Source organism: Luteimonas sp. FCS-9, from assembly GCF_001014645.1.
In the GTDB taxonomy this organism is placed as follows: Bacteria; Pseudomonadota; Gammaproteobacteria; order Xanthomonadales; family Xanthomonadaceae; genus Luteimonas.
In genome coordinates this window covers 61,193-87,989 of record NZ_LASZ01000005.1, presented here as the reverse complement: position 1 = coordinate 87,989, position 26,797 = coordinate 61,193, and the positions used below count along the sequence as shown (strand labels likewise).

Here is a 26,797-nt window from a genome sequence, read left to right as displayed (position 1 = left end):
CCGGCCGGTCCATCGCAAGAGTCATCAAGGGAATTCAACGTGGCAAAAGTGACAAAGAGCTTCCAGTTCGGTAACCAGACGGTGACGCTCGAAACCGGCGAGATCGCCCGCCAGGCCGGCGGTGCGGTCATGGTCTCGTGCGACGGCACGCAGGTGCTGGTCACCGCGGTCGCCAACAAGACCGCGCGCGAAGGGCAGGACTTCTTCCCGCTGACCGTCGATTACCAGGAGAAGTTCTATGCGGGCGGCCGCATCCCGGGCGGCTTCTTCAAGCGCGAGGGCCGCGCGACCGAGAAGGAGACGCTGACCGCGCGCCTGATCGACCGTCCGATCCGTCCGCTGTTCCCGGAAGGATTCCGCAACGAGGTCCAGATCATCGCCACGGTGATGTCGCTCAACCCCGAGGTCGACGGCGACATCCTCGCCCTGATCGGCGCCTCGGCCGCGCTGTCGCTGTCGGGCGCGCCGTTCGACGGCCCGATCGGTGCGGCCAAGGTCGGCTACAAGAACGGCCAGTACCTGCTCAACCCCACGACCAGCGAGCTGGCCGATTCCGACCTCGAGCTCGTCGTCGCCGGTACCGCCAAGGCGGTGCTGATGGTCGAGTCCGAGGCCAAGGAGCTGTCGGAAGACGTGATGCTCGGCGCGGTGGTGTTCGGCCACCAGCAGCAGCAGGTCGCGATCGCCGCGATCAACGAGCTCGTCGCCGAGGCCGGCAAGCCGAAGTGGGAGTGGCAGGCTCCGGCCGCCGATGAAAGCCTGATCTCGACCCTGCGCACCGCCATCGGCGAGCAGCTCGCGGGCGCGTTCCAGGTGCGTGACAAGCTCGAGCGCAAGGACGCCATCTCCAAGCTCAAGAAGGCGATCCTCGAAACGATCGCGCCGCACGCCGAGGCCAATGCCTGGTCGCAGGGCGACCTGTCGAAGGAGTTCGGCGAGCAGGAATACCAGACCATGCGCAACTCGGTCCTCAAGACCAAGAAGCGCATCGACGGCCGCGGCTTGGCGGACGTGCGTCCGATCAGCTCGAAGGTCGGCGTGCTGCCGCGCGTCCACGGCTCGGCGCTGTTCACCCGCGGCGAGACCCAGGCGATCGTCGCCGTCACGCTGGGTACCGCCCGCGACGGCCAGATCATCGACTCGGTCGCCGGCGAGTACAAGGAACACTTCCTGTTCCACTACAACTTCCCCCCGTACTCGGTGGGTGAGGCCGGCCGCATGATGGGCCCGAAGCGTCGGGAGATCGGCCACGGCCGCCTCGCCAAGCGCGGCGTGCTCGCGGTGATGCCGACGATGGAGGCGTTCCCGTACACGATCCGCGTCGTGTCGGAGATCACCGAGTCGAACGGTTCGTCGTCGATGGCCTCGGTCTGCGGTTCGTCGCTGGCGCTGATGGACGCCGGCGTGCCGGTCAAGGCGCCGGTCGCGGGCATCGCGATGGGCCTGATCAAGGAAGGCGACGAGTTCGTCGTGCTGTCGGACATCCTGGGCGACGAGGATCACCTCGGCGACATGGACTTCAAGGTCGCCGGCACCACGAACGGCATCTCGGCGCTGCAGATGGACATCAAGATCCAGGGCATCACCGAGGAGATCATGAGGGTCGCGCTGGCACAGGCGAAGGAAGGCCGCCTGCACATCCTCAACGAGATGAGCAATGCGCTGACCACGCCGCGTGCCGAGCTCAGCGAGTTCGCGCCGCGCCTGATCACGATGAAGATCCACCCCGACAAGATCCGCGAGGTCATCGGCAAGGGCGGTTCGGTCATCCAGGCGATCACCAAGGAGACCGGCACGCAGATCGACATCCAGGACGACGGCACGATCACGATCGCCTCGGTCAACGGCGCCGCCGGCCAGGCCGCGAAGTCGCGCATCGAGCAGATCACCTCCGACGTCGAGCCGGGCCGCATCTACGAGGGCAAGGTCGTCAAGCTGATGGACTTCGGCGCATTCGTGACGATCTCCCCCGGCAAGGACGGCCTGGTCCACGTGTCGCAGATCTCCAACGAGCGCGTCGAGAAGGTCGGCGACGTGCTCAAGGAAGGCGACGTGGTCAAGGTCAAGGTGCTGGAAGTCGACAAGCAGGGCCGCATCCGCCTGTCGATGAAGGCCGTCGCCGAAGGCGAGGGCACGCCGGCCGAGTAAGGCCCGGCCGGTATCGCGAGACCAGGAAAAACGGGCCGAAAGGCCCGTTTTTTCGTTGGCCCCGTCGGTAGGAGCGCGCTTGCGCGCGAGCCCTGGCCGGGAGCGCCTCGCGCGCGAGCGCGCGCCTACGGGGCCGGAGATGGGATCAGTCGCGCGCCAGGTCGCCGACCGCGACGTCCACCCACACCAGCCGATGGTCGGTGCCGTCGACGATGTCGGCGTGCGGTGCGTCGCTGCGCGGCCAGAACACGCCGCTGCCGACCGGCACGTGGCCGACCGACGGCAGCACGTAGTCGAGCCGCAGGTTGCCCACGCGCGGGCCGAAGCTGCCGGTGTCGTGCGCGGCCGCGCCGCGGTGGGCGAGGTTCGCGCCGCCGTCGCGCGTGGCCGCCTCGACCGCGCCTTCGCTGCGCGGCGTGACCATGCGCAGCACGCGCGGGTGCTCCATCAGCCCGATGATCGCGTCGTGCGCGCCGGCGCCGTCGGTCGGGTCGTTGTTGAGATCGCCCAGGATCACGAAGCGGGCGTCGTCGGCCAGGCCGCCGCAACGGCCCGCGTCGTCGCACAGCCAGGCGTGTGGACCGGGCGAGAGGTATTCGCTCCAGAAACGGATCTCGTCGCGATTGCGCGCGACGTTGCGCTTCTCCGGCCCGTCGAACGCCGGCGGCGTGGGGTGGGAAGCCAGCACGTGCAGCACGCCCGATGGCGTGCGGACCGGCACGTCCCAGTGCGACTTGGACGACAGCCGCAGCTGCGCCCACACCGCGTCGGGATGGAACGGCGCGCCGGTTGCGGGGTCGTGCGGGCGCTGCGCGCCGGGCATCGCGCGCCACTTCAGCGACTGGAACGTGCGCACCGCGGCGGCGTCGATCGGGTGGCGCGACAGCAGCAGCATGCCGTACTGGCCCGGGTGCAGTCCGTAGCCCCAGGCGTCGTTGCCGCGGTCGCGACCTTCGCCGCCGACGGTGCCGTTGCCGTCGAGGTCGAGACCGCTCTGCACCCCGGTGTTGACCGGCGCGAGGTAGCGGTAGGGGTAGTGCAGCGGCGCGCCACCGCCCGGCTGCGCGCGCTCGAGCCAGCGGGTCTGGAACAGCGCCGCCGCGCTGCCGTCGGCGACGTAGTCGAACTCGTTGAGCAGCACGATGTCCGGGCGCACCCGCTGCAGCACCGCGGCGACCTTGCGCGCGCCCTCGTCGTCGTCCTGCAGGCGCTGCAGCAACCCGCCGGGGACGTCGCTGTTGAGCGAGGTGTTGTAGGTGGCGATACGCAGCGCCCCGACCGCCGGAGCGGGCGGCGAGGACGCCGCCGGGCGGTCGCCATGGACGTTGACGCGGACGCAGGCCACAAGCGCCAGCGCGGCGGCGGCCGCCACCAGCCAGACCATGCCGTGCCTCATCGCACCCACTCCGTCATCGGTCGCCACTGCCGCCCGTCGAAGCCCTCGAGCGGCTGGAAATTGCGTTTGTAATCCATCTTGCGGTGCCCTTCGATCCAGTAGCCAAGATACAGGTGCGCGCGGCCCTCGCGTCGGGCCCAGGCGATCTGCTGCAGGATCGCCAGCGTACCCAGCCCGCGTGTCGATTCGTCGGGATCGAAGAACGTGTACACCGCCGACAGTGCGTCGTCGGCCAAGTCGGTAACCGCGACCGCGACCAGCCGGCCCTGGAGCCGCAGCTCCAGCAACCGGCCCTCGTTCCAGCGCCCGATCAGGAACTGGTCGAACTCCGGTGCGCCGTGGTCGTCCATGCCGCCGCCGGCGTGGCGCGAGCGCAGGTAGCGCCGGTACAGCGCCAGGCGCTCGTCGTTGCGTTCGACCGGGAGCACGCGCGCCTCGATGTCCGCGTTGCGCGCCAGCGTCCGGCGCTGGCTGCGGTTGGGCGCGAACGCCGCGACCGGGATACGCACCGCGACGCAGGCCCGGCACCCCGCGCACTGCGGCCGGTAGACCAGATCGCCGGACCGTCGGAAGCCCCAGCGCAGGGCCTGCGGATAGGCGAGCGCGAGGCGGCTGTCGTACGGATCGAGCACGAGATCGCGGGCGATGCGCTCGGGCCAGTAGCCGCAGGCGTGCGCGCCGCTGTGGAACAGGCGCAGCTCGGTCACGACCGCAGGGTCCGGCGTGCTGGAACGGGGCGGGTGCGGCATGCCGGCAGGATAGCGCCGCGCGTCGCATCGGATGCGACCGGCCCGCCGTCCGCAGGCTGAACCGCGCCGCCGCGGCGTCAACGCAGCGCGAGGCCTGCGCGTTGATCGATGCACAGGGCGGCGTCGTGCCGTCCGCAACGGGAAGCCCCTCATGCACAAGACCCTGCTCTCCGCCGCGCTGCTCGCCGCGCTGACCCTCGCCGCCGCCGGCACCGCGTCGGCCCGCTCGCCCGCCGTCGCCGACGGCGCCACACCGATCGCGACCGACGGCGCCCCGCACCGCGGCCACGGCCGCCATGGCCCGCCCGGCGATCCGGTCGACGCGCTGGCGCGCCTGGACACCGACGGCGACGGGCGCATCAGCCACGCCGAGGCCGAGGCCGCGCGCCAGGCCGGGCAGGCCCGCCGCGAGGCACGACAGGCAGCGCGCCAGGCCCGCGACGGCGAGGCCGCACGTCCGTCGGACCCGGGCGCACGCAAGCCGCATGGCGGCCCCGGCGGTCCGCACGCGCGCGGCGGCCGCGGCATCGATCTGGTTGCCGATTTCGCGGCGATCGACCGCGACGGCGACGGTTTCCTGACCCGAAGCGAACTGCGGCGCTGGCACGACGCAAAGCGTGCCGAACGGCGCGCCGAGGGCGAGCGACGGTTCGACGCGATGTTCCGCGAGGCAGACCTCAACGGCGACGGCCGCCTGAGCCGCGTCGAGGTCGACGAGAAACTGCCGCGGCTGGCCGCGCGCTTCGCCTGGCTCGACGAGAACCGCGACGGCACGCTGAGCCGCGAGGAGCTGCAGGCCGGCCGTCCGCAGCGCTGAGCCACCGCTGGCCGGATGGCCCCCACCCAACCCTCCCCCGCATGGCGGGGGAGGGCTTCAGCATCGCGGGCAGCGGAGTTGTGGGGGCGGAAGCGCCGGGCAACGCTTCTCCGTATTGCCGCTTTCCATACCGATCGCCGTGACGTATCCAGCGTCCGCCGGGTGTCGTGGCGACCAAGCGGATATCGGGCCGCGACTGGGCGCGATGCCCGGCGGGCGCACACGCGAGGCATCGTGCTTTTCAGAGCAACGAGGTCGCCAAAGAGGGCGCTCTCTGCGTCATCGCCATGGTCCCGCCCAACGCTGCCTGCACGATGGGGGAGGTCGTCAGGCTGCTTCAAGCCTCATGTCGCCTCAGACCGACTTCAGCCAGACGATCAGCAGCAAGCCGAACACCCCCACGTTGGTGATGATCAGGCCGCTGGGACCGAACATCAGCCGGTAGCCGAGTGCCCGCCGTGCCGCGCCGACGGGATCGCGCGCCGCGTCGCGCGCGAGCAGCGGATTCATCAGCCGCGGCAGGCTGACCAGCACCGGATAGTTGTAGAGCGCCGTCACCAAGAGCGCCGAGATGGTGATCCACAGCGGCGACGCGCGCCCTGCACCGGCCGCGAACCCCACCGCGAACATCACGACCACGCCGACGCCGGTGCCCCACAGGAACCACCGGTCGTACAGCCGCAGGATCGCCATCCGCTCGGCCTCGGTATCGGCGTAGCGCGCGATCATCTTCCTGCACAGCCACATCGTCAGCCCGCCGAAGACCAGCGAGGCGCCCGCGACGCCGATCGCTCCCGCACCGCCCAGCGCAGCCTTGCCGGCGACGCCGCCGCCCAGCGCGGTGCCCGCCGCGGCGCCCGCGAGCGTGCCGGCCGTGACCGGCTTGGCGAAGGCGGCCACGCCCGCGACGACGAGCACGGTGAACGCGCTGCCCGGCGCCGATCCCTGCGCGAATTCGCGGAAGCGCTCGGCCAGGTCCTCGCGCAGGCTGCGCCGGGCGCGCGACAGGCGCTTGCGCACCGCCGCGTCCGACAGCCCGAGCAAGGCGGCGACCTGCCGGGAGTTGCCGCCCTCGCGGTAGTAGAGCAGCAGTACCTCGCGGCTGTCGTCGGGCAGTTCCGAGATCAGGTCGGCGGCCACGCGCCCGCTCTCGTCGTCGATGATCCGCTGCATCGGACAGCCGTCGGGATCGGCCGCCTGCGCGATCGCCAGCTCCGCCGCCTCGCCGGCGACCAGCCGGTCGCGGCGCGCGCGCAGGTGGTCGCGTGCGAGGTTGCGGGTGATCTGGCGCAGCCACGGCAGGAAGCTGGTCGGGTTCTGCAGGCGCCCGAGCTGCTGCCAGGCCTTGAGGTAGGCCTCCTGCGCGATGTCCTGGCTGGCCTGCACGTCGCGGGTGATCACCAGCGCGATCGCGGTCGTGGCGTTCTGGCTCAGCCGCACGATGCGGCCGTAGGCGGCCTGGTCGCCCCCGCGCGCGGCGGGCAGCTCCTGGTGGATCCGGTCTTCGAGGCTCGGGTCGAGGGCGATCGCGGACATCGCATGCTTCCTGCTGGGGTCACGACAGGGACGCTTCCTGGCGGCCGGATGTGACCGGCCGGTCGATGATGCCGTAACGCGCGAAGCGGCGCCGGACGGGCGGCGCCGCTAACCCGCCGGCGCGAAGCGCCAGTCGCGGCCCTGCCGCCGGACCTCGAGCGTGTGCGTGATCAGGCCCTGGGTGGCGTCGGTCCCGCCGCTCGACAGCTCGACCGTGCCGCGGCCCGAGCCGTCGGTCCGATAGTTGCGGATCTCCAGCCAGGCGGCCTGGCCGTCGCCGCCCGAACAGGCCGAGGCCGGCAGCACCTGCGGATGCACGGCCTCGAGCTCGGCCAGCACCGGCGCGGTCGGCGCGTGGCCGTCGACGGCCACGCAGACCGGGCCGGACCGCGCGCCCAGCGCGTCGGCCAGCACCGTCGCGGCCAGCGCCTGCGGGACCGGGATGCGATGGACGCCGGCCTCGACCGTCTGCGGCAGCATGTCCAGCGCGGGTCCCTGGTCGGCGACCGGCGCGGTGGGGGCGGGCGCCGGCGCCTCGGGCGAGGGCCGCGACCACCACGACAGGGCGATCACCAGCACCGCGCCGCCGAGCAGCCCGTAGCGGATCTTCGCCGCGCGGGTCAGGCCCCGCCGCGGGGGGGGCGCGGTGTCGGCCGCGAACGTCAGCTCGCCCTGCGCCAGGTAGCTGCGCGTCGAGGGCTGGGTCTGCAGCAGGCCGGTGTCGCGCAGCAGCGCGCGGGCGCGCGGCTGGTCCTCCGAGCGCGTCACCCAGACCGCTGGACGCGGCCCGCCGGCCTGGTCGCGGTAGCTGAAGGTGCCGCGGCGGTTGCCCTTGTAGGAGCGGCCGTTGCTGATCTGGACCTCGATGCCCTCGGCCCGGAGCAGGTCGGCGACGCGCTCGACGTTTTCCAGCCGCGCGCTGGAGAAGACCTGGCGCACGTCAGCCGACCATCGGGGGCGGCGCGTCGGCAGGGCGCACGCGGATCATGCCCTCCTGCGCACTGCTGGCGACCAGGCGGCCGCCGCGGTCGAAGATCTGCCCGCGCGCCAGCCCCCGCGCATCCTGCGCGCTGGGGCTGTCGAGCGAATACAGCAGCCAGTCGTCGACCCGGAACGGGCGGTGGAACCACAGCGCGTGATCGAGCGAGGCCATCTGCACGTTCGGCTGGTAGTAGCTGATGCCATGCGGGAAGGTCGCGGTGCCCAGCAGGTGGAAGTCCGAGGCGTAGGCCAGCAGCGCGCGGTGCAGCGACGGTGCGTCGCCGACGCGTTCCGACAGCCGGAACCAGACCTGGTGGAACGGCGGGCGCTTGGGCGGCTGCAGCTCGTCGCGCGGATAGACGTGGCGGAACTCGAACGGCCCGCTGCGGTCGAGCCAGCGCTGCACCTTGACCGGCAGCCTGGCCAGCACCGCTGCCGGCAGCGGATCCTGCGGCGCGATGTCCTCGGGCGCCGGCACCTCCGGCATCGTCAGCTGGTGCGTGGCCCCGTCCTCGGCCTCCTGGAACGACGCCGCGCAGAAGAAAATCACCTTGCCGTGCTGGATCGCGGTGACGCGGCGCACCGAGAAGCTGCCGCCGTCGCGGGTGCGGTCGACGTCGTAGACGATCGGCGCCTCGACGTCGCCGGCGCGCAGGAAGTAGGCGTGCAGCGAATGCGCCGGGCGCGGCGCGGTCATCGTCGCCTGCGCAGCCGACAGCGCCTGGCCGAGCACCTGGCCGCCGAACACGTACTTGGTGCCGATGTCGCGGCTCTGGCCGCGGAACAGGTTGTCCTCCAGGCGCTCGAGCGAGAGCAGGTCGATCAGTTCCGAAACGGGCGGGGTCATCGCGGCGGGGTCATGGGAGGGCGGTGCCGGCACCGGCCGGACGGACGATTATAGGGGCCGGCGCCAGCCGGCCCGGGCGAACCGTTCAGCCGGCGATGCGCCGCAGCGGGACCTGCGAAAGCACCGCGTCCCATGGAAAGCGCGGTCCGGGGTCGCGCTTGCGCGGCACGCGCGCCTGCGGATCGTCGCTGGCCGGGACCCGTTCGACGTCGAGGTCCTCGTGGCCGGCGATCGTGCGCAGCGACGGCAGCGTCCCGCACAGCTGCCGCAGCAGCGCGACCAGGGCGTCGATCTGTGCCTCGGGGTAGGGCTCGTCCATCGCCTGGTGGCGCGAGTCGAGCCAGTGCGGGAAGCGCCCGCGGTTGACCAGCTCGATGCCGACCGATTCCGCGTTGCGACCGCGCACATGGTGGGCGACGCGTTCGGCGGGCACGTATTCGACGATCGCGCCGTCGCGGTCGACGTACCAGTGGCCGCTGTTGCCGGTGCCGGCCGCGTACAGCACCCGCTCGCCGTACGCGCGCGCGGTCGCGAGGTCGGGCAGCTCGGTGCAATGGATCACGACCAGTTCGACGTCCGCGAGCGCGCGCTGCGGCAGCCGGTCCACGTAGGGCAGCGGTTGCTGCACGATGGTCGGAACGGGCGCGGCGGCGGACATGGCGCGGATGGTAGCCCGGATCGTGCAGCGGCCGCAGTGCGCAACAGGGCGCCGCCGCGCCGGGCACTTGCGCATGCCGCGCGGCGGTGCCGGCGCGGCGATCCGGGCTACCATTGACCGGATGAGAAATCCCCCGCCAGATTCCGCGCTGCATGCCCTGATGACGCAGTTTCCCCGCACCGGCCGGCTCGACTGGATCGGCCTGCGCCCGGCGCGCGACGTGCCGATGGCGGTCGTCGACGACGCGCTCGCGCAGGCGGATGCCGGGCTGGCAGGCGACCGTTACGCGGGCGGCAGCGGCAAGCGCGGCGCGACCCTGATCCAGGCCGAACACCTGCCGGCGATCGCCGCGCTCAGCGGCCGGGACGCGGTCGCGCCGTCGACGCTGCGCCGCAACCTGGTCGTCTCGGGCATCCCGCTGATCGCGTTCAAGGGCCGGCGTTTCCGCATCGGCGAGGTGCTGTTCGAAGGCACCGATCCCTGCGATCCGTGCTCGCGCATGGAGACCGCGCTGGGCGCCGGCGGCTACAACGCGATGCGCGGCATGGGCGGGCTGTGTGCGCGGATCCTGCAGGGCGGCACGCTGCGCGTCGGCGATCCCGTGCGCTGGGAGGCCGCGTGAGCGCGCCGCGCGTCCCCGTGCGGGGCCACTGCATCCTCTCGCACGGCTTCGAGAGCGGGCCGGACGCGACCAAGGTGACCGCGCTGGCGCAGGCTGCCGAACGGCTGGGCTGGACCCACGAACGCCCGGACTACACCGACCTCGACGCGCGGCGCGACGTGAGTCCGCTGGGCGACGTCGCCGCGCGCATCGAGCGCTTGCTGCGGACGGCGACGGCGGCGGCTGCGCGCGGTCCGCTGGTGCTGGCGGGCTCGAGCCTGGGCGCCTGGGTCGCCGGGCACGTCTCGCAGCGGGTGCCGGTCGCCGCGCTGTTCCTGATGGCGCCGCCGGTCCGGCTCGATGCCGCGCATCCGCTGCAGGCCGCCGAGGTGCCGCTGTCGGTGATCCACGGCTGGCACGACGACCTGATCCCGGCCGCCGACGTCGTAGGCTGGACCTGCGCGCGGCGCGGCCGGCTGCTGCTCGTCGACGACGACCACCGCCTGGGCGCGCACGTCGAGGCCTCGGCCGAGGCCTTCGCCGCGCTGCTGCGCCCGCTCTGATCCCATGACCTTCTTCGCCAGTTGCCCCAAGGGGCTCGAATACCTGCTCGCCGACGAACTGGTCGCGCTGGGCTGCGCGCGCGCGACCGCGGCGATCGCCGGCGTCAACGTCGCCGGCACGCTGCACGATGCGCAGCGCGCGGTGCTGTGGTCGCGGCTGGCGAGCCGGGTGCTGTGGCCGGTCGCCGAGTACGCCTGCGAGCACGAGGACGCGCTGTACGCCGGCGCGCGCGCGATCGACTGGGCGGCGCATCTCGATCCGTCGATGACGCTGGCGATCGATGCCCACGTCTCCGGCAGCGCGATCACGCACGCGCGCTATGCCGCGCAGCGGGTCAAGGACGCGATCGTCGACAGCCTGCGCGAGGCCACCGGCGCGCGCCCGGACGTCGACGTCGCGTCTCCGGACCTGCGCCTGAGCCTGGTGGTGCGCAAGGGGCGCGCGATCCTCTCGGTCGACCTGGGCGGCGGGCCGCTGCACCGCCGCGGCTGGCGCCGCGCCCAGGGCGAGGCGCCGCTGAAGGAGAATCTCGCTGCGGCGGTGCTGATGCGCGGCGGCTGGCCGGCGCTGTACGCCGAAGGCGGCGCGCTGCTCGATCCGATGTGCGGCAGCGGCACGCTGCTGATCGAGGGCGCGCTGATGGCGGCCGACGTCGCGCCGGGCCTGGCGCGCGACGGCGGCGCGGCGACCGCCGGCCGCGCCCCGAGCCGGTGGCACGGCTTCGACGCCGAGTATTGGCGGACCCTGTGCGACGAGGCCTTGGCGCGCGAGCGCAGCGGCCGAGAGCGTCTGCGCAACGCGTTCTTCGGCCGCGACCTCGACGCGCACGCGGTCCATGCCGCACGCGAGAACGCCACCGCGGCCGGGCTGCGCGACGCGATCGACTGGCAGATCGGCGACGTCGTCGCCCTGCAGGCGCCGTCGTCCGTGCCTGCCGACGACGCTGCAACCGACGCCGCCGCGCCGCGTGGCCTGGTCGTCTGCAATCCGCCCTACGACGCCCGCCTGGCCGCCGATGCCGCGCTCTACCGCAGCCTCGGCGACGCGCTGGCGCGCGCGGTGCCGGACTGGCGCGCAAGCCTGCTGTGCGGCGATGCCGAACTCGCGCACGCGACCGGCCTGCGCGCAAAGAAGAAGTACCAGGTCTTCAACGGCGCGCTCGAGTGCAGCCTGATCGTCTGCGACCCGGTGCGCCCGCCCCGGCGCGAGGTCGACGACGCGCCGCAGGCGCTGGGCGAGGGCGCGACGATGGTCGCCAACCGCCTGCGCAAGAACCTGCGCAGGTTCAAGGCCTGGCGCGAGCGCGAAGGCGTGACCTGCTACCGCGTCTACGACGCCGACCTGCCCGAGTACGCGGCCGCGATCGACGTCTACGTCCAGTCCGCATCCGATCCCGCCGCCGACGGCACGCCGCTGTGGCTGCACGTGCAGGAGTACGCGGCGCCGGCCGAGATTCCCGAGGCCACGACCCGCCGCCGCTTCGGCGACGTGCTGGGCGCGGCCCGCGACGTGTTCCGCATCCCGCGCGAGCGCATCGCGGTCAAGACCCGCGCGCGCGGCAAGGGCGGCAGCAAGTACGGCCGTTTCGACGCGCGCCACGCGTTCATGCTGGTCGACGAGGGGCAGGTGCGCCTGCGCGTGAACCTGTTCGACTACCTCGACACCGGCCTGTTCCTCGACCATCGCCCGATGCGCCTGCGCATCGCCGACGAGGCGGCCGATACGCGCTTCCTGAACCTGTTCGGCTACACCGGGGCGGCCACCGTGCATGCCGCGGCCGGCGGCGCGCGCCAGACCACGACGGTCGACCTGTCGGCGACCTACCTGCAGTGGTGCGCCGACAATCTCGCCGCCAACGGTATCGGCGGCGCCCGGCACCGGCTGGTGCAGGCCGACGCGCTGCAGTGGCTGGAGGCCGAGACCGCGCAGTACGACCTGATCTTCTGCGACCCGCCGACGTTCTCGAACTCGGCGCGGGCCAAGGACTTCGACATCCAGCGCGAGCACGTGCGGTTGCTGCGCGCGGCCGTCGCCAGGCTGGCGCCCGGCGGCGCGCTGTACTTCTCCAACAACTTCCGCCGCTTCCGGCTCGACGCCGAGGCCGTGGCCGCGTTCGCGCAGTGCGAGGACATCACCCCGGCGACCATTGCGCCGGATTTCGAACGCAACCCGCGCATCCACCGCGCCTGGCGGCTGACCGCGCGCTGAGGGAGGCGATACAGGCCGCGCGTGCGTGCGAGGACGCGTGTTTCCGCGGCTGTCGGCCGGCAGGCTGGCCGCGCGGACGGGCGAAGCCGTCCCGTAGGAGCGCGCTCGCGCGCGAAGAGGCATCGTCGGCACAGCCCGTTCGCGCGCGAGCGCGCTCCTACCCGGAAGGTTGTGTCCTTCTGGCACCTCCGCACGCGCGTCCCTCGCCGCGCGCCGAAGGAACCTTCCGTTCCACCCACGCGCGTGGAATCGGCGGCCCGCGCCCGCATCGTGTCGCTTCACACCCGACAGGAGCCCGCCGATGACCGCTTCCCAGACCGCCCGCGTGGTGCGTACCGTCCGCGGCATGCCCGCCAGCGACGGTGCCGGCGTGAAGCTCACCCGCGTCATCGGCACCCCGCAACTGCCCGACCTCGACCCGTTCCTGATGCTCGACGAGTTCGGCACCGAACGCGCCGAGGACTACCTGGCCGGTTTCCCAGACCACCCGCACCGCGGCTTCGAGACCGTGACCTACATGCTCGACGGGCGCATGCGCCATCGCGACAACCACGGCAACGAGGGCCTGCTGGTCCCAGGCGCGGTGCAGTGGATGACCGCCGGGCGCGGCCTGGTGCATTCGGAGATGCCCGAGCAGCAGGCCGGGCGGATGCGCGGTTTCCAGCTGTGGGTGAATCTGCCTGCGCGCGAGAAGATGACCGCGCCGCGCTACCAGGAGTTCGCGCCCGGGCGGCTGCCGGTGGTCGCGCCCGCCCCGGGCGTGTCGGTCAAGCTCATCGCCGGCGCCGTGGACGGCACCGCGGGCCCGATCGCGCAGCCCGCGACCGAGCCGCTGTACCTCGACATCGCGCTGGCGCCGGACAGCGCCTGGGCGTTCGACCTGCCCGAGGGCCACAACGTGTTCGCCTACGTCTACGAAGGCGAGGCGACGGTGGGCGAGGGCGACGAGGCCCGCGCGCTGGCGGCCCAGGAGCTGGGCGTGCTCGGCGGCGGCGCGCGGCTGCAGCTGCGCGGCGGCGAAGCGGGCGCACGGCTGATCGTCGTTGGCGGCCGGCCGCTGCGCGAGCCGGTGGCGCGCCACGGCCCGTTCGTGATGAACACCCGCGAGGAGCTGATGCAGGCGTTCGTGGACTTCCAGGAGGGCCGCTTCTGAGTCCTGTGGCGGCTATCGACCGCCCAGGCGGACGTCGGCGAATTCCAGTTGCTCGACCTGGCGCAGCGAGCGCGCCAGCTGCGTCGGATCGTCGGCCCGCACGATGATGTGGGCGTAGTCGCCCGATGCCAGCTCGAGCAGCGTTTCGCGCACGATCGCGCTGGTCAGGTCGTTGCGCGGGGCGTGCCACCACGTCGGATGGCCGTCGATCCGGACCTGGCCGCCGATCCGGTCGCCGCGGCGCGGCTTGAACGTCGCCGCGCGGCCGATCGCGACCGCGAACGCCTGGCGCTGGGTGTCGAACTCGATCGCACGGCAGAACACGAAGTCGCGGCCTTCCTGCACCGTCCACTGCACGTTGGCGATGACCGGCAGCTGCGGGCACGCGGTGGCGGACTGCGCCTGCGCGGCGCCCGCCGCGCAGCACGATGCGGCGAGCAGCGCCAGCGTTCGGATGCGATGCATCGTCGACTCCCTCGGATGACCCGGGCAGACCATACCGCAGCGCCCGACGCGACGGGGCCGGCCATTGTCGGAATCCGGGAAGGCGGGCCTCGGACTGGTGCGCATCGTGGCGTCGGCGGTGTGCGCGAAACGACGCGACCGCCTCTCAGCCTCGCTCTTGAAGCCCGCACAGCCCGGCGCGCCAGGCCGCGAGCTTGTCCTCCAGGCGCATCGCCGCATGTGCCGGGCTCGTCGACGGCAGCCGCGCCAGGTCCGGAACCGTCGCCAGCGTCGGCAGCACGTGCCGGCGGAACAGCGCCTGCGCGGCGCTGCCGTTGAAGCGGATGCGGTCGATGCCCGGGTGCGCGGCGAGCAGGCCGGCGATGTCGTTGGCGACGACGCTGCCGGCCTCGATCCGCGCATCGAGGCTGCCGGGCCGGACGCACTGCGAGGCGACGTCCCACAGCGCGACGCCCGCCGCCTGCAGCCGCGCCAGGCGCCGCGCGTAGTCGACGTCGGGCCCGGCGTCGAACAGCGCGCCCATGATCGGCCAGAACAGGTTGCGCGGATGCGCGTAGTAGCGGCCCGCGTCCAGCGATGCGACCCCCGGCATGCTGCCGAGGACCAGCACGCGCGCGCCGGGGGCGACGACGGGGGCGAAGCTGTGCAGCACCGGGTCGGACATTCGCGTCGGGTCACGGGAACGGGCCCGCATCCTGCCATGCCGGCGACCGCGCCCGGTGGACCTGGGGTCGACCCGGGCTGGGGTCGGCCCCGGATTGTCCGGCCCCACCGCCTGGCCGAGGGTAGCGGCATCCCGTCGCGAGCCGCCCGCCATGGTCGATGCCGTCTCAGCGCTTCCCAGCTACGCTGCACGCAGCACCGGGGGCGACGCGGTCGTCCGCCCGGGCGACACCCTGTCGGCGATCGCCCAGCGGCACGGCGTCAGCCTCGAGGCGCTGCTCGCCGCCAATCCCCAGGTCCGCGACCCCGACCGGATCGCCGGTGGCCAGGCGCTGTCGATTCCCGAGCCCGTCGCCGGCACGGCGCCGCCGGCGGCGCACGCCAGCTCCGAGCCGCTGTCGAGCGTGCATCCGAGCATCCGTGCCCAGCTGCCGGCGGCCAACGACGGCGCCCCCGACTGGATGACCATCGCCGAGCGCGAACTGGGCCAGGCCGAGGTGTCGGGCACACGCGCGAATCCGCGGATCATGGCGTACCACGCCGCGTCCGGTTTCTGGGGCAGGGACGACAGCGGCCGCGACAACGCCTGGTGCGGCTCGTTCGTGTCGTTCGTGATGAAGGCGGCCGGCCATCCCATCGCCAGCGAGGCCTATCGCGCGCGCGAGTGGGCGAACTGGGGCGAGGCGGTCCCGCGCGACGGGATCCAGCGCGGCGACGTCGTCGTGTTCCCGAACCACGTCGGCTTCGTCGACCGGGTCGAGGGCGACACCGTGCACCTGCTCGGCGGCAACCAGAGCAACACGGTGAACGTGGCGCCCTACGACCTGGGCAACGCGATCGCGATCCGCCGGCCCGACGGCACGCCGGCGGCGCCGTCGCCGGCCACGCCCGACGCGACCGGGCCCCGGTCCGATGCGTCGCCGGCGCCGCGCAGCGGACAGGTCACGGTCGTCGAGGGCGACACCCTGTCGGGGATCGCCCGTCGCCACGACGTCGGGCTGGATGCCCTGCTGGCGGCCAACCCGCGCTTCGCCCCCGATCCCGACCGCATCCATCCCGGCGATACGGTCGCGCTGCCGGCCGGCGCGGGCACCACGGTCACCGTGCGCGACGGCGACACGCTGTCGGGCATCGCCGGCCGGCACGGCGTGGGTCTGCCGGCGCTGCTGCAGGCCAATCCGCACCTGGCCGCGAACCCGGATCTCATCCATCCCGGGCAGTTCGTGCGCGTGCCCGGCGGTGCCGCGCCCGTTCCGTCCACGCCGGCGGCGGACGGTCCGGGCCCGGCGGCCGCAGCGGGCGAGGGCGGCGCGAGCGCCCGTGCGCAGGGCCGCGACACCGTCATCACCCACGCCGACGGCTCGGTCGAGACGCGCACCGGCGGTACGCTGGCCTGGCGCAACCACAATCCCGGGAACATCCGCGCCGGCGACTTCGCCGATGCCCATGGCGCCCTCGGTACCGGGCCCGGCGGCTTCGCGGTGTTTCCCGACCGCGCCACCGGCGAACGCGCCATCGGCGCGCTGCTGCAGGGGGCGAGCTATCGCAACCTGAGCATCGACGACGCCATCTATCGCTATGCGCCGCCGGTCGAGAACGACACCCAGGACTACCAGCGCACCATCGAACGCCTGACGGGACTCGATGGCGGCCGCAGCATCGCCAGCCTGTCGGCGGCCGAGCTGTCGCGCGTGGTCGGTGCGATCCAGGTGGTGGAGGGCTGGCAGGAAGGCCATGTGACCCGCACGCCATGACGATGCGGCACGTGCTGCCGGCAGCAACCCTGCCGATGCACGCGGCGCGGGATCTGGCGCCGCAGCGGGCCGGGCTCTAGGCTGGGCCATCGCCCCGTTCGGAGCCCGCCGTATGGCCGTTCGCGAGTGCAGATTTGTCTGGGTGCTGGGCCTGGCCGGGCTTGTGGCCTGCGGGCAGCCGCCGGCAACGCCGACGCAGGCACCGCCTGCGCCGCCCGGGGCCGAAGGCGGGGCTGAGTCCGCCGCGGATGTCGCGCCAGCGCCCGCACCTGCCGATCCCGCGCGCTATCGCCTCGAGCCCGCGGTCTCCGTCGTCACCGGCCGGGTGGCGATGCGCGAGGAACGCGGACCGCCGGGATTTGGCGAATCCCCGGACGATCCCGTGGTGCGGGTGCCGGTGCTGCAGTTGGACGTTCCGATCGACGTCGAGGTCGGCGCCGCGACGCGGCGGGTGGACGCGCTGCAACTCGCCGGCAGCGGTGCCCGTGCGGTCGCACCGGGCTGCCGGCGCGTGCGCGGCACGCTGTTCCCCGCCGAGACCGGGCACCACTACACCGAATTGCTGATCCAGGTCGCAGACAGCGCGCCGTCGGACGCCTGCGCAGGCGACGACGGTGCTGCACGATGCCTGTCGGGCGGCTTCGACGCCGCCTGGCCGGCGTTCCGCGATGCGCTGGCGCGTCGCGACTGCGCGGCGCTGGCCGACCACGCACGGCTGCCGCTGCGGGCACCGGGCGTGCTGGACGACGATCCGGTCCAGGTCCTCGACCGTACCGCGCTGCTCGCCGCCTGTCCGGCCTGGCTCGACGACGACGCGGGCCTGCCGCGGCCATCGCGCCCGCTGGCCGTCTACGCCGCTTCACCCGACGCAGCGGCGCCGACCTGGCGGCTCGCGCCCGGCGTCGACGACCAGGCACGCGTCGGCGCGCTCGCGTTCGTGCGCGAGGCGGGCTGCTGGCGCTGGGCGGAGTATTACCGGCCCTAGCGTCCCGTCGGGTGGGCGCGGCCGCTCCCGGAGATCCTGCGATCGTGCCGCTTGGGCGCGTTGGTCGCCTGCGCGCTCGCGACGCGGCGATTTCCGACGCATCGGCGCACGGTCGCCGGACTGCACGCGGACGGGGCGCGCCGCAGGCTGTCGACAACGCAGCGCAGGGAGCGCGGGATGAGGCGGGGCGACGAAGGGATCGTCGGGCGGCGCGGGCGCACCGCCCACGGCGGTGGACGGCCGGGAGGCCATGCGCATCGGCCTGCTCCGGCCGGCGGGGCACGGGCGCGATGAGCGGTCCGGTCCCCGTGTTCGGCGCCGCGACCGCCGCCGCGCTGGTGCTCGGCGCGTCGGCCTGCCTCGCGCTGCCGGCGCTGCCGCCGGCCTGGGCGCTGGTCGTGTCGCTCGCGACCGGCGCGGCCGCGTGGGGACGGGGACGCGCCGGTCTGCGCCTGGCCGGCGCGTGCCTGTTCGGCGTCGCGCTGTGCGGCCTGCACGCCACGCACGCGCTGTCGCTGCGGTTGCCGCCGGATCTGGCGCGCAGCGACGTCGTCGTCGCCGGGCGGGTCGTCGGCCTGCCCACGCACGAGGCGCAGCGCACCCGGTTCGAGTTCCGGGTCGACGACGACGCGGCGCCCCCGGCGTTGCGCGGCCGGCTGCTGCGGCTGTCGTGGTTCGACGATCACGGCGCCGACCCCGACGCCCGGCGGCTGGCGCTCGAGCCCGGCGATCGCTGGCGCTTCACCGCGCGCGTCCGCGCGCCGCGCGGCCTGCGCAATCCGGGATGGATCGACAGCGAGAAGCACGCGATGGCCCGGCGCGTGACCGCGGTCGGCTACCTGCGCACGCAGGCGCCGATGACGCGACTGGATGCGACCGGCGGCGTCGACCGCTGGCGGCACCGGACCGCCGGCCGGATCGATCGGGTGGTCGGGCACGAGACCTCGCGTTTCGTGCGCGCGCTGGCGGTCGGCGACACGCGCGGCCTCGACGAGCTGGACTGGGAGGCGCTGCGCGCGACCGGCCTGACCCACCTCGTCGCGATCTCCGGCTTCCACGTCGGCATGGTCGGTGGCGCGTTCGCGCTGCTGGCCGGCGGGCTCTGGTGGTGCCTGCCGCGGCTGGGGCGCCTCGTGCCGCGGCCCCAGGCTGCGGCCGTCGCCGCGCTGGCGGCGGCGAGCGTGTACGCCGCCGCGGCCGGCTGGGAACTGCCGACCATGCGCACGGTGCTGATGATCGCGGTCGTGGTCGTCGCCCGGCTCGTGCGGCGCCGGCTGCAGGTCGCCGACGCGCTCGCCTACGCCGCGATCGCGGTGATGCTGGCCGACCCGATGGCGGTGCTGTCGGCCGGCTTCTGGCTCAGCTTCGCCGGCGTCGCCTGGCTGGTGTGGTGCCTGCCCGACGCGCGTGCGCTGTCGCCGGTACGCGGCCTGGTCGCCGCGCAGTGGGTGGCGACGCTCGGCCTGCTGCCGCTCACCGCGACGCTGTTCGGGCAGGCCTCGCTGGCCGGGCCGCTGGCCAATCTGGTCGCGATCCCGTGGTGGAGCCTGGTCGTGGTGCCGCTGGCGGTGCTGGGCACGGGCCTGGAGGCGCTGCATGCCGGCGCCGGGGACTGGGCCTGGCGTCTGGCCGCGTGGGCGTTCGCGCCGAGCTGGCGGCTGTTCGACCGGCTGGCGGCCGCCCCGTTCGCGTTGTGGTGGCTGCCGGCGCCGCACCGGCTCGCGCTGCCGCTGGCGCTGCTGGCCGCGTTCTGGCTGCTGCTGCCGCGCGGGGTGCCGGGCAAGGGGCTCGCGGCGGTGCTGTGGTTGCCGTTGCTGTGGCCGGACCGCGACCTGCCGCGCGCCGGCGAGGCCGAGCTGGTCGTGCTTGACGTCGGGCAGGGCCTGGCGGTGCTGGTGCGCACCGCGCGCCATGCGCTGCTCTACGACACCGGGCCGGCGATGCCCGATGGCTACGATGCCGGCGAGCGCGTCGTGGTGCCGGCGTTGCACGCGCTGGGCGTGCGGCGGCTCGACGCGATCGTCGTCAGCCACGGAGACGCCGACCACGCCGGCGGGTTCGGCGCGGTGCAGCGGCGCTTCGCCGCGCCAGTGGTGTTCGCGCCGCAGTGGGACCGGGTGCCCGGCGCATCGCCGTGCCTGCAGGGATCGGCGTGGCAGGCCGACGGCGTGGCGTTCCGGTTCCTGCACCCCGACGTGCATTTCCCGCCGTTCCGCAATCCCTCGAGCTGCGTGCTGCGCGTGGAGACCGCGTACGGGGCCGCGCTGCTGCCCGGCGACGTCGACGCGGTGGTCGAGCGCCTGCTGGTGCATCGCGACGCCGGCGCGCTCGCGGCCGAAGTCGTGGTCGCCGCGCACCACGGCAGCGGCGGCTCGTCGGACCCGGCGTTCGTCGCCGCGACCGGTGCCGGGCATGCGCTGATGTCGGCCGGGCACGGCAACCGCTTCGGCCATCCGCACGCCGCGGCGCTCGCGCGCTGGTCGCATCGCGGTGCCGCCACGCCGGGCACGGCCGAGGGCGGCGCGTTGCGCGTGCGCCTGGGCCGCGACGGCGTGCGCGTGACTGCCGGGCGCGAACGCGTGCGCCGGCTCTGGGACGCCGCCCGGCGGCCGGATCCCGCCGCCGGGGGCTGACCCGCGCTACGTTATCCTAGGCGCCCGAGTGGACCGGCCCCGGGGCCGAAGGGGTTTGCGTGCTCGAACTGGTGAAGGCCGGCGGCTGGCCGATGATGCCGCTGCTGCTGCTGTCGGCGCTCGCGCTGGCGATCATCGTCGAGCGCTCCTGGACCCTGCGCCGCCGCGCGGTGCTGCCGCCCGGTCTGGGCGAGGAGGTCCGCGCCTGGGCCGCGCGCGGCGCGCTCGACCCCGCGCACATCGCCTCGCTGCGCGCGACCGCGCCGCTGGGCGCGTTGCTGGCGGCCGCGCTCGACGTCCGCGACCGGCCCCGCGACGAGATCCGCGAGCGCGTCGAGGACGTCGGCCGGCACGTCGCCTTCGCGATGGAACGCCATCTCAACGCGCTGGGCACGATCGCCGCCGCCGGTCCGCTGCTCGGGCTGTTCGGCACGGTGGTGGGCATGATCCAGATGTTCCTGGGCGTGATGGACCACGGCGTGGGCGACGTGAACCAGCTCGCCGGCGGCATCGGCAAGGCGCTCGTGTGCGCGGCGACGGGCATGATCGTCGCGGTGCCGGCGCTGATGTTCCACCGTCATTTCCGGGCGCGCATCGATGGCTACGTCGTCGCGCTCGAGCACGAGGCGATCGCGCTGATGGACGCGATCGACCCGCGCACGCGCCGGCCCCCGGTCGCCGCCGCAGGGCGGGGCTGAAGCGTGCGCATCCGCGACCGCCGCGCGCGCGACGAGCCCGAGATCAACCTCGTGCCGCTGATCGACGTGATCCTGGTGCTGATCATCTTCTTCGTAATCACCACCACCTTCGATGCGCGCTCGGTGCTCAAGCTCGAACTGCCGCAGGCGACCGGCGAACGCAACGACGCCCGGTCCGGCACGCTGAGCCTGTTGATCAACGCCGACGGCCGCTACTTCGTCGAGGACCGCGAGGCGCTGCGCACCGACGTCGACGCGCTCAAGCGCACGATCGCCGAGGTGGCCGGCGACGACCGCGAGCGCACCGTGCTGCTGCGTGCGGATGCGCGCACGCCGTGGCAGTCGGTGGTCACCGCCTACGACGCGCTCGGCCAACTGGGCTTCACCCGCATCGCCAACGCGACCGCGCCGCAGGCGTCCGGTCGCGATTCGCAGACCGCTTCACAGGATCGTTGACGTCATGGCTTCTCCCCCCAACGGCGCGGCGCGCGCCGATCGCGCCTGGCCGGTCTATCGCCGGCTGCTGACCTTCGCCAGCGGCTATCGCAGCCTGCTCTCGGTCGCGCTGGTCGGCATGCTGATCGAGGCCGCCGCGGGCGGCGCCTTCACCAAGATGATGGAACCGATCATCGACGAGACCTTCGTGTCCGCGAACGCGGGCGTGAACCTCTGGCTGCCGGCCGCGATCATCGCGCTGTTCGTGGTCCGCGGCCTGGCCGGCTACCTGGCCGACTACAACATGGCCAAGGCCGGCCGCGGCATCGCGCGCGATCTGCGCGTGCGCGTGCTGGCCAAGTACCTCGGGCTGCCGGGCATGCGCTTCGACGCCGAGCCTGTGCCGTCGATGCTGGTCCGCCTCGGTTCGGACAGCGACCAGGTCTCGCAGGCCGCGGTCGACGCGGCCAAGGTGATGCTGCAGCAGTCGCTGCAGATCGTCGCGTCGCTGATCGTGATGCTGATGACCAGCTGGCAGGTCACGCTGACCATCCTGGTCATCGCGCCGCCGCTGTCGTGGATCATGGGCAAGGTCGCGCGCCGCTACCGCCGGGTCAGCCACAGCATCCAGGACAGCGCCGCGCTGCTGCTGCAGACCGCCGACCAGTCGCTGAGCAACCAGCAGGAAGTGAAGATCTACGGCGCCCAGGCGGCGGAGAACGCGCGCTACGCCCAGGTCGCCGAGCAGCACATGCGCCTGAACCTCAAGGTCGAGGCGACCCGCGCGATCTCTTCGGGCGTGGTCCAGCTGATGGGGTCGATCGGCCTGGCGCTGCTGCTGCTGATCGCCGGCTACGAGGCCTCGCAGGGGCGGCTGACGGCCGGCGGCTTCGTCGCGCTGATGATCGCGATGATGGCGATCATCCCGGCGCTCAAGCAGCTGACCAACGTGCAGAACATGCTCCAGCGCGGCGTCGCCTCGGCAGAGCGCCTGTTCGAGATCCTCGACGCCCCCGACGAGCACGACCCGGGCGAGCGCCCGCTGGCGCGCGCGCGCGGCGAGATCGAGTTCCGCCACGTCGGCGCGCGCTATCCGGGCCAGGCCGAACCGGCGCTGCAGGACGTGAGCTTCGTCGCGCGGCCGGGCACGGTGACCGCGATCGTCGGCCGTTCGGGCAGCGGCAAGTCGACGCTGATCAAGCTGCTGCCGCGCTTCTACGAACACGAGACCGGGCAGATCCTGCTCGACGGACATCCGCTCGAGGACTACCGGCTGGCCGACGTGCGTCGGCAGATCGCGCTGGTCGGCCAGCAGGTGATGCTGTTCGACGACACCGTCGCGGCGAACGTGGCCTACGGCGAGATGGCCGGCGCACCGCCCGCCGCGCTGGAAGGCGCGATCCGCGGCGCCAATGCGATGGAGTTCGTCGAGAAGCTGCCCGGCAGGCTCGACAGCGGCATCGGCAGCCGCGGCGGGCGCCTGTCGGGCGGCCAGCGACAGCGGCTGGCGATCGCGCGCGCGATGCTCAAGGACGCGCCGATCCTGATCCTCGACGAGGCCACGGCCGCGCTCGACGCCGAATCCGAGCGCCTGGTCCAGGACGCGCTCGAGCACCTGATGCCCGACCGCACGACGCTGGTCATCGCCCACCGCCTGGCGACGATCGAGCATGCCGACCAGGTGCTGGTGCTCGACCAGGGGCGGCTCGTCGAGCACGGCACGCACCGCGAGCTGCTCGCGCGCGGCGGCCTGTACGCGCACCTGCACCGCATGCAGTTCCGCGAGGCCGAGCCGGCGGCGGAGCAGGGCACGTGAAGGCGCCCGGCTACTGGTTCGACGGCAGCCGCCCGCCGCTGCACGCGCGGCTGCTCGCGCGCGTCTACGCACGCGCGAGCGCGTGGCGGCTGAAGCTGCTGCGCAGCCGCAAGGTCGCGCGCCCGGTGCTGGTCATCGGCAACCTGATCGCCGGCGGCAGCGGCAAGACGCCGCTGACGATCGCCGTCGTCGAGCGCCTGCAGGCGGCCGGCTGGACGCCCGGCATCGCCAGCCGCGGCTACGGCCGCGACGAGGCGCGCACGCCGCGCTGGGTCGAGCCGGTCAGCGATCCGCGGCTGTCGGGCGACGAGCCGGTGCTGATCGCCGCCCGCACCGGGGCCCGGGTGCGGGTCGACGCCGACCGGGTCGCGGCCGCGAACGCGCTGATCGCGGCCGGCTGCGACATCGTCGTCTGCGACGACGGCCTGCAGCATTACCGGCTGCAGCGCGACGTCGAGATCGAGGTCGTCGACGGCCGGCGGCGCTACGGCAACGGCGCGCTGATCCCCGCCGGGCCGCTGCGCGAGCCGGTCGAGCGCGGCGCGCGCTGCGACTTCCGCGTGCTCAACGCCGGCATGGACGACGCCCTCGAACCCGGGTTTGGCGAGTGGCCGATGCGTCTGGAGACCGCGCACGCGCTGCCGCTGGCCGGCGGCCGGCCGCGGCCGCTGTCGGCGTTCGCGGGCCAGCGCGTGCACGCGGTCGCGGGCATCGGCGATCCCGAGCGGTTCTTCGACACCCTCCGCCGCCAGCGCATCGCCGTGGTGCCGCACGCCTACCCCGACCACCACCGCTACCAGCCCGAGGACCTGCGCTTCGGCAGCGACCTGCCGGTGCTGATGACCGAAAAGGACGCGGTGAAGTGCATGCGCTTCGCCGGCGAGCGGCACTACAGCGTGCCGATCGGCGCGCACCTGCCCGAGGCGTTCTGGATCGCGCTGCTCGACCGCCTGGACGCGGTCCGCGCCCGCGCGGCGGCGCCGAAGGCCTGACGGGCGCGCCGTCGGCGCGACCCGGCGATCAGGACGCGCGCTTGACCGCGGACATCGCGCGCGCCCGCTCGGGCGGCGCGAAGCTGTCCGCGCGCGCGACCGGCCAGAACGTCCGGAACACCGCGTGCTCGGGCACGCCGGTCAGCAGTTCGCCGGGCTCCAGGAACCGGTAGAGCGCCGCCAGCGAGCGCACCTCGGTCGGCGAGACGCGGCGCAGGATGTGCTCGGGCCCGATCTGCATCGGATGCTCGAGGCCGGCCGCGCCCAGCATGTCGCGCAGGCCGCGCAGCGTGTTCTGATGGAAATGGAACACGCGCTCGGCCTTGTCCGGCACGTCGAGCAGCCGCCAGCGGCGCGGATCCTGGGTCGCCACGCCGGTGGGGCACAGGTCGTTGTGGCAGCTGCGCGACTGGATGCAGCCCAGCGCGAACATGAAGCCGCGCCCGGCGTTGCACCAGTCCGCGCCCATCGCGAGCTGGCGGGCGATGTCGAAGCCGCTGGTGATCTTGCCGGCCGCAGCCACGCGCACGCGTTCGCGCAGGCCGATGCCCACCAGCGTGTTGTGCACCAGCATCAGCGCTTCCTGCAGCGGCAGGCCGACGTGGTTGATGAATTCCGACGGCGCCGCGCCGGTGCCGCCCTCGGCGCCGTCGACGACGATGAAGTCGGGCAGGATGCCGGTCTCGAGCATGGCCTTGGCGATGCCGAACCACTCCCAGGGATGCCCGATCGCGAGCTTGAAGCCCACCGGCTTGTCGTCGGCCAGGGTCCGCAGCCGCGCGACGAACGCCAGCAGGCCGGCCGGCGTGGAGAACGTCGCGTGCGCGGCGGGCGATTCGCAGTCGATGCCGACCGGGATCCCGCGCGTGAGCGCGATCTCAGGCGTGACCTTCGCGCCCGGCAGCAGGCCCCCATGCCCCGGCTTGGCGCCCTGCGAGAGCTTGATCTCGATCATCTTCACCTGCGCGTCGGCGGCGTTGCGGGCGAAGCGCGCCTCGTCGAAGCGGCCGTCGGCGTCGCGGCAGCCGAAGTAGCCCGAGCCGATCTCCCAGACCAGGTCGCCACGGTGCTCCCGGTGGTAGGGCGAGATCGCGCCTTCGCCGGTGTCGTGATAGAAGCCGCCGCGCTGCGCGCCCAGGTTCAGCGCCCGGATCGCGTTGGCCGACAGCGAGCCGAAACTCATCGCCGAGATATTGAACACGCTGGCCGCATACGGGCGGGCGCGTTCCTCTCCGACCGGGATGCGGAAATCGTGCGAGGCCGCGTGCGCGGGCACCAGCGAATGGTTGATCCATTCGTACTGCGAGCCGTACATCGGCAGTTCGCTGCCGAACGGCACGACGTCGCTGACGTTCTTCGCGCGCTGGTAGACGAGCGCGCGCTGCTGGCGCGAGAACGGCACCTCGTCCTGGTCGTCCTCGATGAAATACTGGCGGATCTCGGGCCGGAACGATTCCAGCCCGTAGCGGAAGTGCGCGGTCAGCGGATAGAGCCGGCGCAACGTCGCCCGGCGCTGCAGCAGGTCCACCGTGCCCAGGATCGCGAGCGCGACGAACACCGCCGCCGCGACCGCCCAGCCGCCCGAGCGCAGCGCGAGCGCGCAGCCCAGCGACACCAGCGCCATGACGACGACCACGCAATACGCCAGGTAACGAACCATCCGACTCCTTCGTGCGGCCCGGCCCGCGCCGGTCCCGATGCGGACGGCCATGGTAGGGGAGGCCGCCGCCGCGGGGCCACCCGTCGCTGAACGCTCGCCGCGCGGCCCGCGGGTTTCACGGCGGATTGGCGGCGCGCTGCCTAGGCTGGATCGCAAGTCTCCCCAACGCCTTCCGGACATGCATCGCGCCGCGCCCGCTCCCGCCGCCCAGCACCACGTGATCCTTGCCGAACTGGCGCGTGCGACGCGGGCCGGGCACCCGGATGCGGACTGGCACGAGGTCGAGCCGCTGATGCGCGAGGTCTGGGAGTCCGCGACCCGCGGCGCGAACTGGGAACAGGTCCGTCCGCAGGCCGCCACGCACTGGCGCTCGGGCAACCAGTACGCATGCCCGGCCGTGGTGCTGTCGCCTTCGGCGCACGCGCCCAGGGTCGTCGCTGCGCGTGGCGACGATCGGCGCGCAGCGGTCCCCACGCCGGGGCGGACATCGCCCGGCCACGAGGAGATGCCGTGATGCCGGCCCGGGCCGTCTGGCGCATTCTGGTGCTGCCGTCCTACGTGTTGATCGCGGGCGCCGTGTTCGCATTCGCGCTTGCGCGCACCCAGGGCTCGATCATCGGCGGGTTGGCGGCGCTCGCGCCCTGGGCGCTGGTGCTGTCGGTCGGGCTGGCGGCCTTGCTGGCGGTGGCCGGCGTGCTGCGCTGGCGCCGGCGTCTGCATGCGATGCGCCGCGCGGCGCGCCAGGCGCGCGTCCGCGCGGCGGATGGCCGTCGCACGTCGGCCGGTCGCGCGCTGTGGGCGCAGATGCGCGCGGACGCCAGCGCCGTCGCGAACGGCGACGAGCGCGAGTTTCCGGCCACCGGCGCGCATTCCTGACGCTCCGGGCGGCGGCACGGCGTCGTGTCCGGTCTTCCCAGTTTCCACTCGACTTCCGGCTGGAGGCGGCCGGAGGCCTGGCGCGGCTTCGCTCGGTTGTGCGCAGTCGCCGCGCGACGATCGCGTCGGGCGGCTGAAGCCGCGTCGCGGCGGCGACATCGC

Annotated in this window: 24 protein-coding genes; 15 read left to right on the top strand and 9 right to left on the bottom strand. The window is 73.5% G+C overall.

The features are described from left to right. Nucleotides 1–39 precede the first annotated feature (39 nt). Nucleotides 40–2,148 (top strand): polyribonucleotide nucleotidyltransferase, encoded by a 2,109-nt coding sequence (gene pnp, locus WQ56_RS06235; protein ID WP_047136224.1) that lies wholly within the window; start codon nt 40–42, stop codon nt 2,146–2,148. 145 nt (nt 2,149–2,293) lie between these two features. Here the strand turns inward: pnp and WQ56_RS06230 are convergent, their stop codons facing one another. Beyond that, nucleotides 2,294–3,544, bottom strand: coding sequence for an endonuclease/exonuclease/phosphatase family protein (locus WQ56_RS06230; protein ID WP_231583365.1), 1,251 nt, complete (start codon nt 3,542–3,544; stop codon nt 2,294–2,296). Beyond that, nucleotides 3,541–4,293 (bottom strand): arginyltransferase, encoded by a 753-nt coding sequence (locus WQ56_RS06225; protein ID WP_047136223.1) that lies wholly within the window; start codon nt 4,291–4,293, stop codon nt 3,541–3,543. Before WQ56_RS06225 ends, WQ56_RS06230 begins: the two co-directional genes overlap by 4 nt. Nucleotides 4,294–4,444: 151 nt before the next feature. Here WQ56_RS06225 and WQ56_RS17660 point away from each other — a divergent pair, with 151 nt between their 5' ends. Further along, nucleotides 4,445–5,110 carry an EF-hand domain-containing protein gene (locus WQ56_RS17660; RefSeq protein WP_052772879.1) on the top strand — a complete coding sequence of 222 codons (666 nt, stop codon included), beginning with the start codon at nt 4,445–4,447 and terminating at the stop codon, nt 5,108–5,110. Nucleotides 5,111–5,464: 354 nt separating this feature from the next. On the opposite strand, the gene WQ56_RS06215 is transcribed toward WQ56_RS17660, so the two are convergent. The 4 genes from WQ56_RS06215 to WQ56_RS06200 form a co-directional block, all read right to left on the bottom strand. Next, the gene (locus WQ56_RS06215; protein ID WP_047136222.1) at nt 5,465–6,646 is read right to left on the bottom strand and encodes a sigma-70 family RNA polymerase sigma factor; all 1,182 of its coding nucleotides are present in this window, start codon (nt 6,644–6,646) and stop codon (nt 5,465–5,467) included. Nucleotides 6,647–6,754: 108 nt separating this feature from the next. Next, nucleotides 6,755–7,585 carry a hypothetical protein gene (locus WQ56_RS17655; protein ID WP_052772878.1) on the bottom strand — a complete coding sequence of 277 codons (831 nt, stop codon included), beginning with the start codon at nt 7,583–7,585 and terminating at the stop codon, nt 6,755–6,757. Between the two features lies 1 nt (nt 7,586). Further along, entirely contained in the window at nt 7,587–8,474 is an 888-nt protein-coding gene (tesB, locus tag WQ56_RS06205; protein ID WP_047136221.1) for an acyl-CoA thioesterase II, read from the bottom strand. A gap of 85 nt (nt 8,475–8,559) precedes the next feature. Continuing rightward, a complete protein-coding gene (locus WQ56_RS06200; RefSeq protein WP_047136220.1) occupies nt 8,560–9,132 on the bottom strand; it encodes an N-acetylmuramoyl-L-alanine amidase in 573 nt (190 codons plus the stop codon). 121 nt (nt 9,133–9,253) lie between these two features. On the opposite strand from WQ56_RS06200, the gene WQ56_RS06195 reads away from it, so the two are divergent. From WQ56_RS06195 to WQ56_RS06180, 4 genes are all read left to right on the top strand, one after another. Beyond that, complete coding sequence (locus WQ56_RS06195; RefSeq protein ID WP_047136219.1) at nt 9,254–9,754, top strand: MOSC domain-containing protein; 501 nt, start codon at nt 9,254–9,256, stop codon at nt 9,752–9,754. A 17-nt stretch (nt 9,755–9,771) separates the two neighbouring features. Beyond that, nucleotides 9,772–10,296: a YqiA/YcfP family alpha/beta fold hydrolase gene (locus tag WQ56_RS06190; RefSeq protein WP_047136342.1), complete on the top strand. Its 525-nt coding sequence runs from the start codon at nt 9,772–9,774 to the stop codon at nt 10,294–10,296. A gap of 4 nt (nt 10,297–10,300) precedes the next feature. Next, complete coding sequence (gene rlmKL, locus WQ56_RS06185) at nt 10,301–12,505, top strand: bifunctional 23S rRNA (guanine(2069)-N(7))-methyltransferase RlmK/23S rRNA (guanine(2445)-N(2))-methyltransferase RlmL (protein WP_047136218.1); 2,205 nt, start codon at nt 10,301–10,303, stop codon at nt 12,503–12,505. 301 nt (nt 12,506–12,806) lie between these two features. Then, on the top strand, nt 12,807–13,658 hold the full coding sequence (locus WQ56_RS06180; RefSeq protein WP_047136217.1) for a pirin family protein: 852 nt from the start codon (nt 12,807–12,809) through the stop codon (nt 13,656–13,658). A 12-nt stretch (nt 13,659–13,670) separates the two neighbouring features. On the opposite strand, the gene WQ56_RS17650 is transcribed toward WQ56_RS06180, so the two are convergent. After that, a complete protein-coding gene (locus WQ56_RS17650; RefSeq protein ID WP_052772877.1) occupies nt 13,671–14,123 on the bottom strand; it encodes a hypothetical protein in 453 nt (150 codons plus the stop codon). A 145-nt stretch (nt 14,124–14,268) separates the two neighbouring features. Further along, the gene (locus WQ56_RS06170) at nt 14,269–14,787 is read right to left on the bottom strand and encodes a DNA-deoxyinosine glycosylase (RefSeq protein ID WP_047136216.1); all 519 of its coding nucleotides are present in this window, start codon (nt 14,785–14,787) and stop codon (nt 14,269–14,271) included. A 151-nt stretch (nt 14,788–14,938) separates the two neighbouring features. On the opposite strand from WQ56_RS06170, the gene WQ56_RS17645 reads away from it, so the two are divergent. The 7 genes from WQ56_RS17645 (at nt 14,939) to lpxK (ending at nt 24,099) form a co-directional block, all read left to right on the top strand. Beyond that, nucleotides 14,939–16,540, top strand: coding sequence for a TIGR02594 family protein (locus tag WQ56_RS17645; protein WP_052772876.1), 1,602 nt, complete (start codon nt 14,939–14,941; stop codon nt 16,538–16,540). Nucleotides 16,541–16,652: 112 nt separating this feature from the next. Beyond that, on the top strand, nt 16,653–17,525 hold the full coding sequence (locus tag WQ56_RS06155; protein WP_156170394.1) for a DUF4431 domain-containing protein: 873 nt from the start codon (nt 16,653–16,655) through the stop codon (nt 17,523–17,525). Nucleotides 17,526–17,815: 290 nt separating this feature from the next. After that, on the top strand, nt 17,816–20,158 hold the full coding sequence (locus tag WQ56_RS06150; RefSeq protein WP_047136214.1) for a DNA internalization-related competence protein ComEC/Rec2: 2,343 nt from the start codon (nt 17,816–17,818) through the stop codon (nt 20,156–20,158). Nucleotides 20,159–20,217: 59 nt separating this feature from the next. Then, nucleotides 20,218–20,856 (top strand): MotA/TolQ/ExbB proton channel family protein, encoded by a 639-nt coding sequence (locus tag WQ56_RS18575; protein WP_047136213.1) that lies wholly within the window; start codon nt 20,218–20,220, stop codon nt 20,854–20,856. Between the two features lie 3 nt (nt 20,857–20,859). Beyond that, a complete protein-coding gene (locus WQ56_RS18570; RefSeq protein WP_047136212.1) occupies nt 20,860–21,312 on the top strand; it encodes a biopolymer transporter ExbD in 453 nt (150 codons plus the stop codon). A gap of 4 nt (nt 21,313–21,316) precedes the next feature. After that, entirely contained in the window at nt 21,317–23,107 is a 1,791-nt protein-coding gene (gene msbA / locus WQ56_RS06135; RefSeq protein WP_047136211.1) for a lipid A export permease/ATP-binding protein MsbA, read from the top strand. Further along, nucleotides 23,104–24,099: a tetraacyldisaccharide 4'-kinase gene (gene lpxK, locus WQ56_RS06130; RefSeq protein WP_047136210.1), complete on the top strand. Its 996-nt coding sequence runs from the start codon at nt 23,104–23,106 to the stop codon at nt 24,097–24,099. The genes msbA and lpxK overlap by 4 nt, the downstream gene beginning before the upstream one ends. A gap of 28 nt (nt 24,100–24,127) precedes the next feature. On the opposite strand, the gene WQ56_RS06125 is transcribed toward lpxK, so the two are convergent. Then, the gene (locus tag WQ56_RS06125; protein WP_047136209.1) at nt 24,128–25,759 is read right to left on the bottom strand and encodes an FMN-binding glutamate synthase family protein; all 1,632 of its coding nucleotides are present in this window, start codon (nt 25,757–25,759) and stop codon (nt 24,128–24,130) included. Nucleotides 25,760–25,937: 178 nt separating this feature from the next. Here WQ56_RS06125 and WQ56_RS06120 point away from each other — a divergent pair, with 178 nt between their 5' ends. Both WQ56_RS06120 and WQ56_RS06115 read left to right on the top strand, forming a co-directional pair. After that, nucleotides 25,938–26,273, top strand: coding sequence for a hypothetical protein (locus WQ56_RS06120; protein WP_047136208.1), 336 nt, complete (start codon nt 25,938–25,940; stop codon nt 26,271–26,273). After that, nucleotides 26,273–26,635 (top strand): hypothetical protein, encoded by a 363-nt coding sequence (locus WQ56_RS06115; protein ID WP_047136207.1) that lies wholly within the window; start codon nt 26,273–26,275, stop codon nt 26,633–26,635. The genes WQ56_RS06120 and WQ56_RS06115 overlap by 1 nt, the downstream gene beginning before the upstream one ends. Nucleotides 26,636–26,797: the final 162 nt, after the last annotated feature.

Bases quoted from the DNA above. Each gene is read 5' to 3' on its own strand.
- WQ56_RS06195 (WP_047136219.1), top strand. From the start codon at position 9,254: ATGAGAAATCCCCCGCCAGATTCCGCGCTGCATGCCCTGATGACGCAG.
- tesB (WP_047136221.1), bottom strand. From the start codon at position 8,474: ATGACCCCGCCCGTTTCGGAACTGATCGACCTGCTCTCGCTCGAGCGC.
- WQ56_RS06170 (WP_047136216.1), bottom strand. From the start codon at position 14,787: ATGTCCGACCCGGTGCTGCACAGCTTCGCCCCCGTCGTCGCCCCCGGC.
- WQ56_RS06180 (WP_047136217.1), top strand. From the start codon at position 12,807: ATGACCGCTTCCCAGACCGCCCGCGTGGTGCGTACCGTCCGCGGCATG.
- WQ56_RS06200 (WP_047136220.1), bottom strand. From the start codon at position 9,132: ATGTCCGCCGCCGCGCCCGTTCCGACCATCGTGCAGCAACCGCTGCCC.
- rlmKL (WP_047136218.1), top strand. From the start codon at position 10,301: ATGACCTTCTTCGCCAGTTGCCCCAAGGGGCTCGAATACCTGCTCGCC.
- WQ56_RS06155 (WP_156170394.1), top strand. From the start codon at position 16,653: ATGGCCGTTCGCGAGTGCAGATTTGTCTGGGTGCTGGGCCTGGCCGGG.
- msbA (WP_047136211.1), top strand. From the start codon at position 21,317: ATGGCTTCTCCCCCCAACGGCGCGGCGCGCGCCGATCGCGCCTGGCCG.
- WQ56_RS17660 (WP_052772879.1), top strand. From the start codon at position 4,445: ATGCACAAGACCCTGCTCTCCGCCGCGCTGCTCGCCGCGCTGACCCTC.
- WQ56_RS17645 (WP_052772876.1), top strand. From the start codon at position 14,939: ATGGTCGATGCCGTCTCAGCGCTTCCCAGCTACGCTGCACGCAGCACC.
- WQ56_RS06115 (WP_047136207.1), top strand. From the start codon at position 26,273: ATGCCGGCCCGGGCCGTCTGGCGCATTCTGGTGCTGCCGTCCTACGTG.
- WQ56_RS06125 (WP_047136209.1), bottom strand. From the start codon at position 25,759: ATGGTTCGTTACCTGGCGTATTGCGTGGTCGTCGTCATGGCGCTGGTG.
- WQ56_RS17650 (WP_052772877.1), bottom strand. From the start codon at position 14,123: ATGCATCGCATCCGAACGCTGGCGCTGCTCGCCGCATCGTGCTGCGCG.
- WQ56_RS06230 (WP_231583365.1), bottom strand. From the start codon at position 3,544: ATGAGGCACGGCATGGTCTGGCTGGTGGCGGCCGCCGCCGCGCTGGCG.
- WQ56_RS06225 (WP_047136223.1), bottom strand. From the start codon at position 4,293: ATGCCGCACCCGCCCCGTTCCAGCACGCCGGACCCTGCGGTCGTGACC.
- WQ56_RS06215 (WP_047136222.1), bottom strand. From the start codon at position 6,646: ATGTCCGCGATCGCCCTCGACCCGAGCCTCGAAGACCGGATCCACCAG.
- WQ56_RS06150 (WP_047136214.1), top strand. From the start codon at position 17,816: ATGAGCGGTCCGGTCCCCGTGTTCGGCGCCGCGACCGCCGCCGCGCTG.
- WQ56_RS06120 (WP_047136208.1), top strand. From the start codon at position 25,938: ATGCATCGCGCCGCGCCCGCTCCCGCCGCCCAGCACCACGTGATCCTT.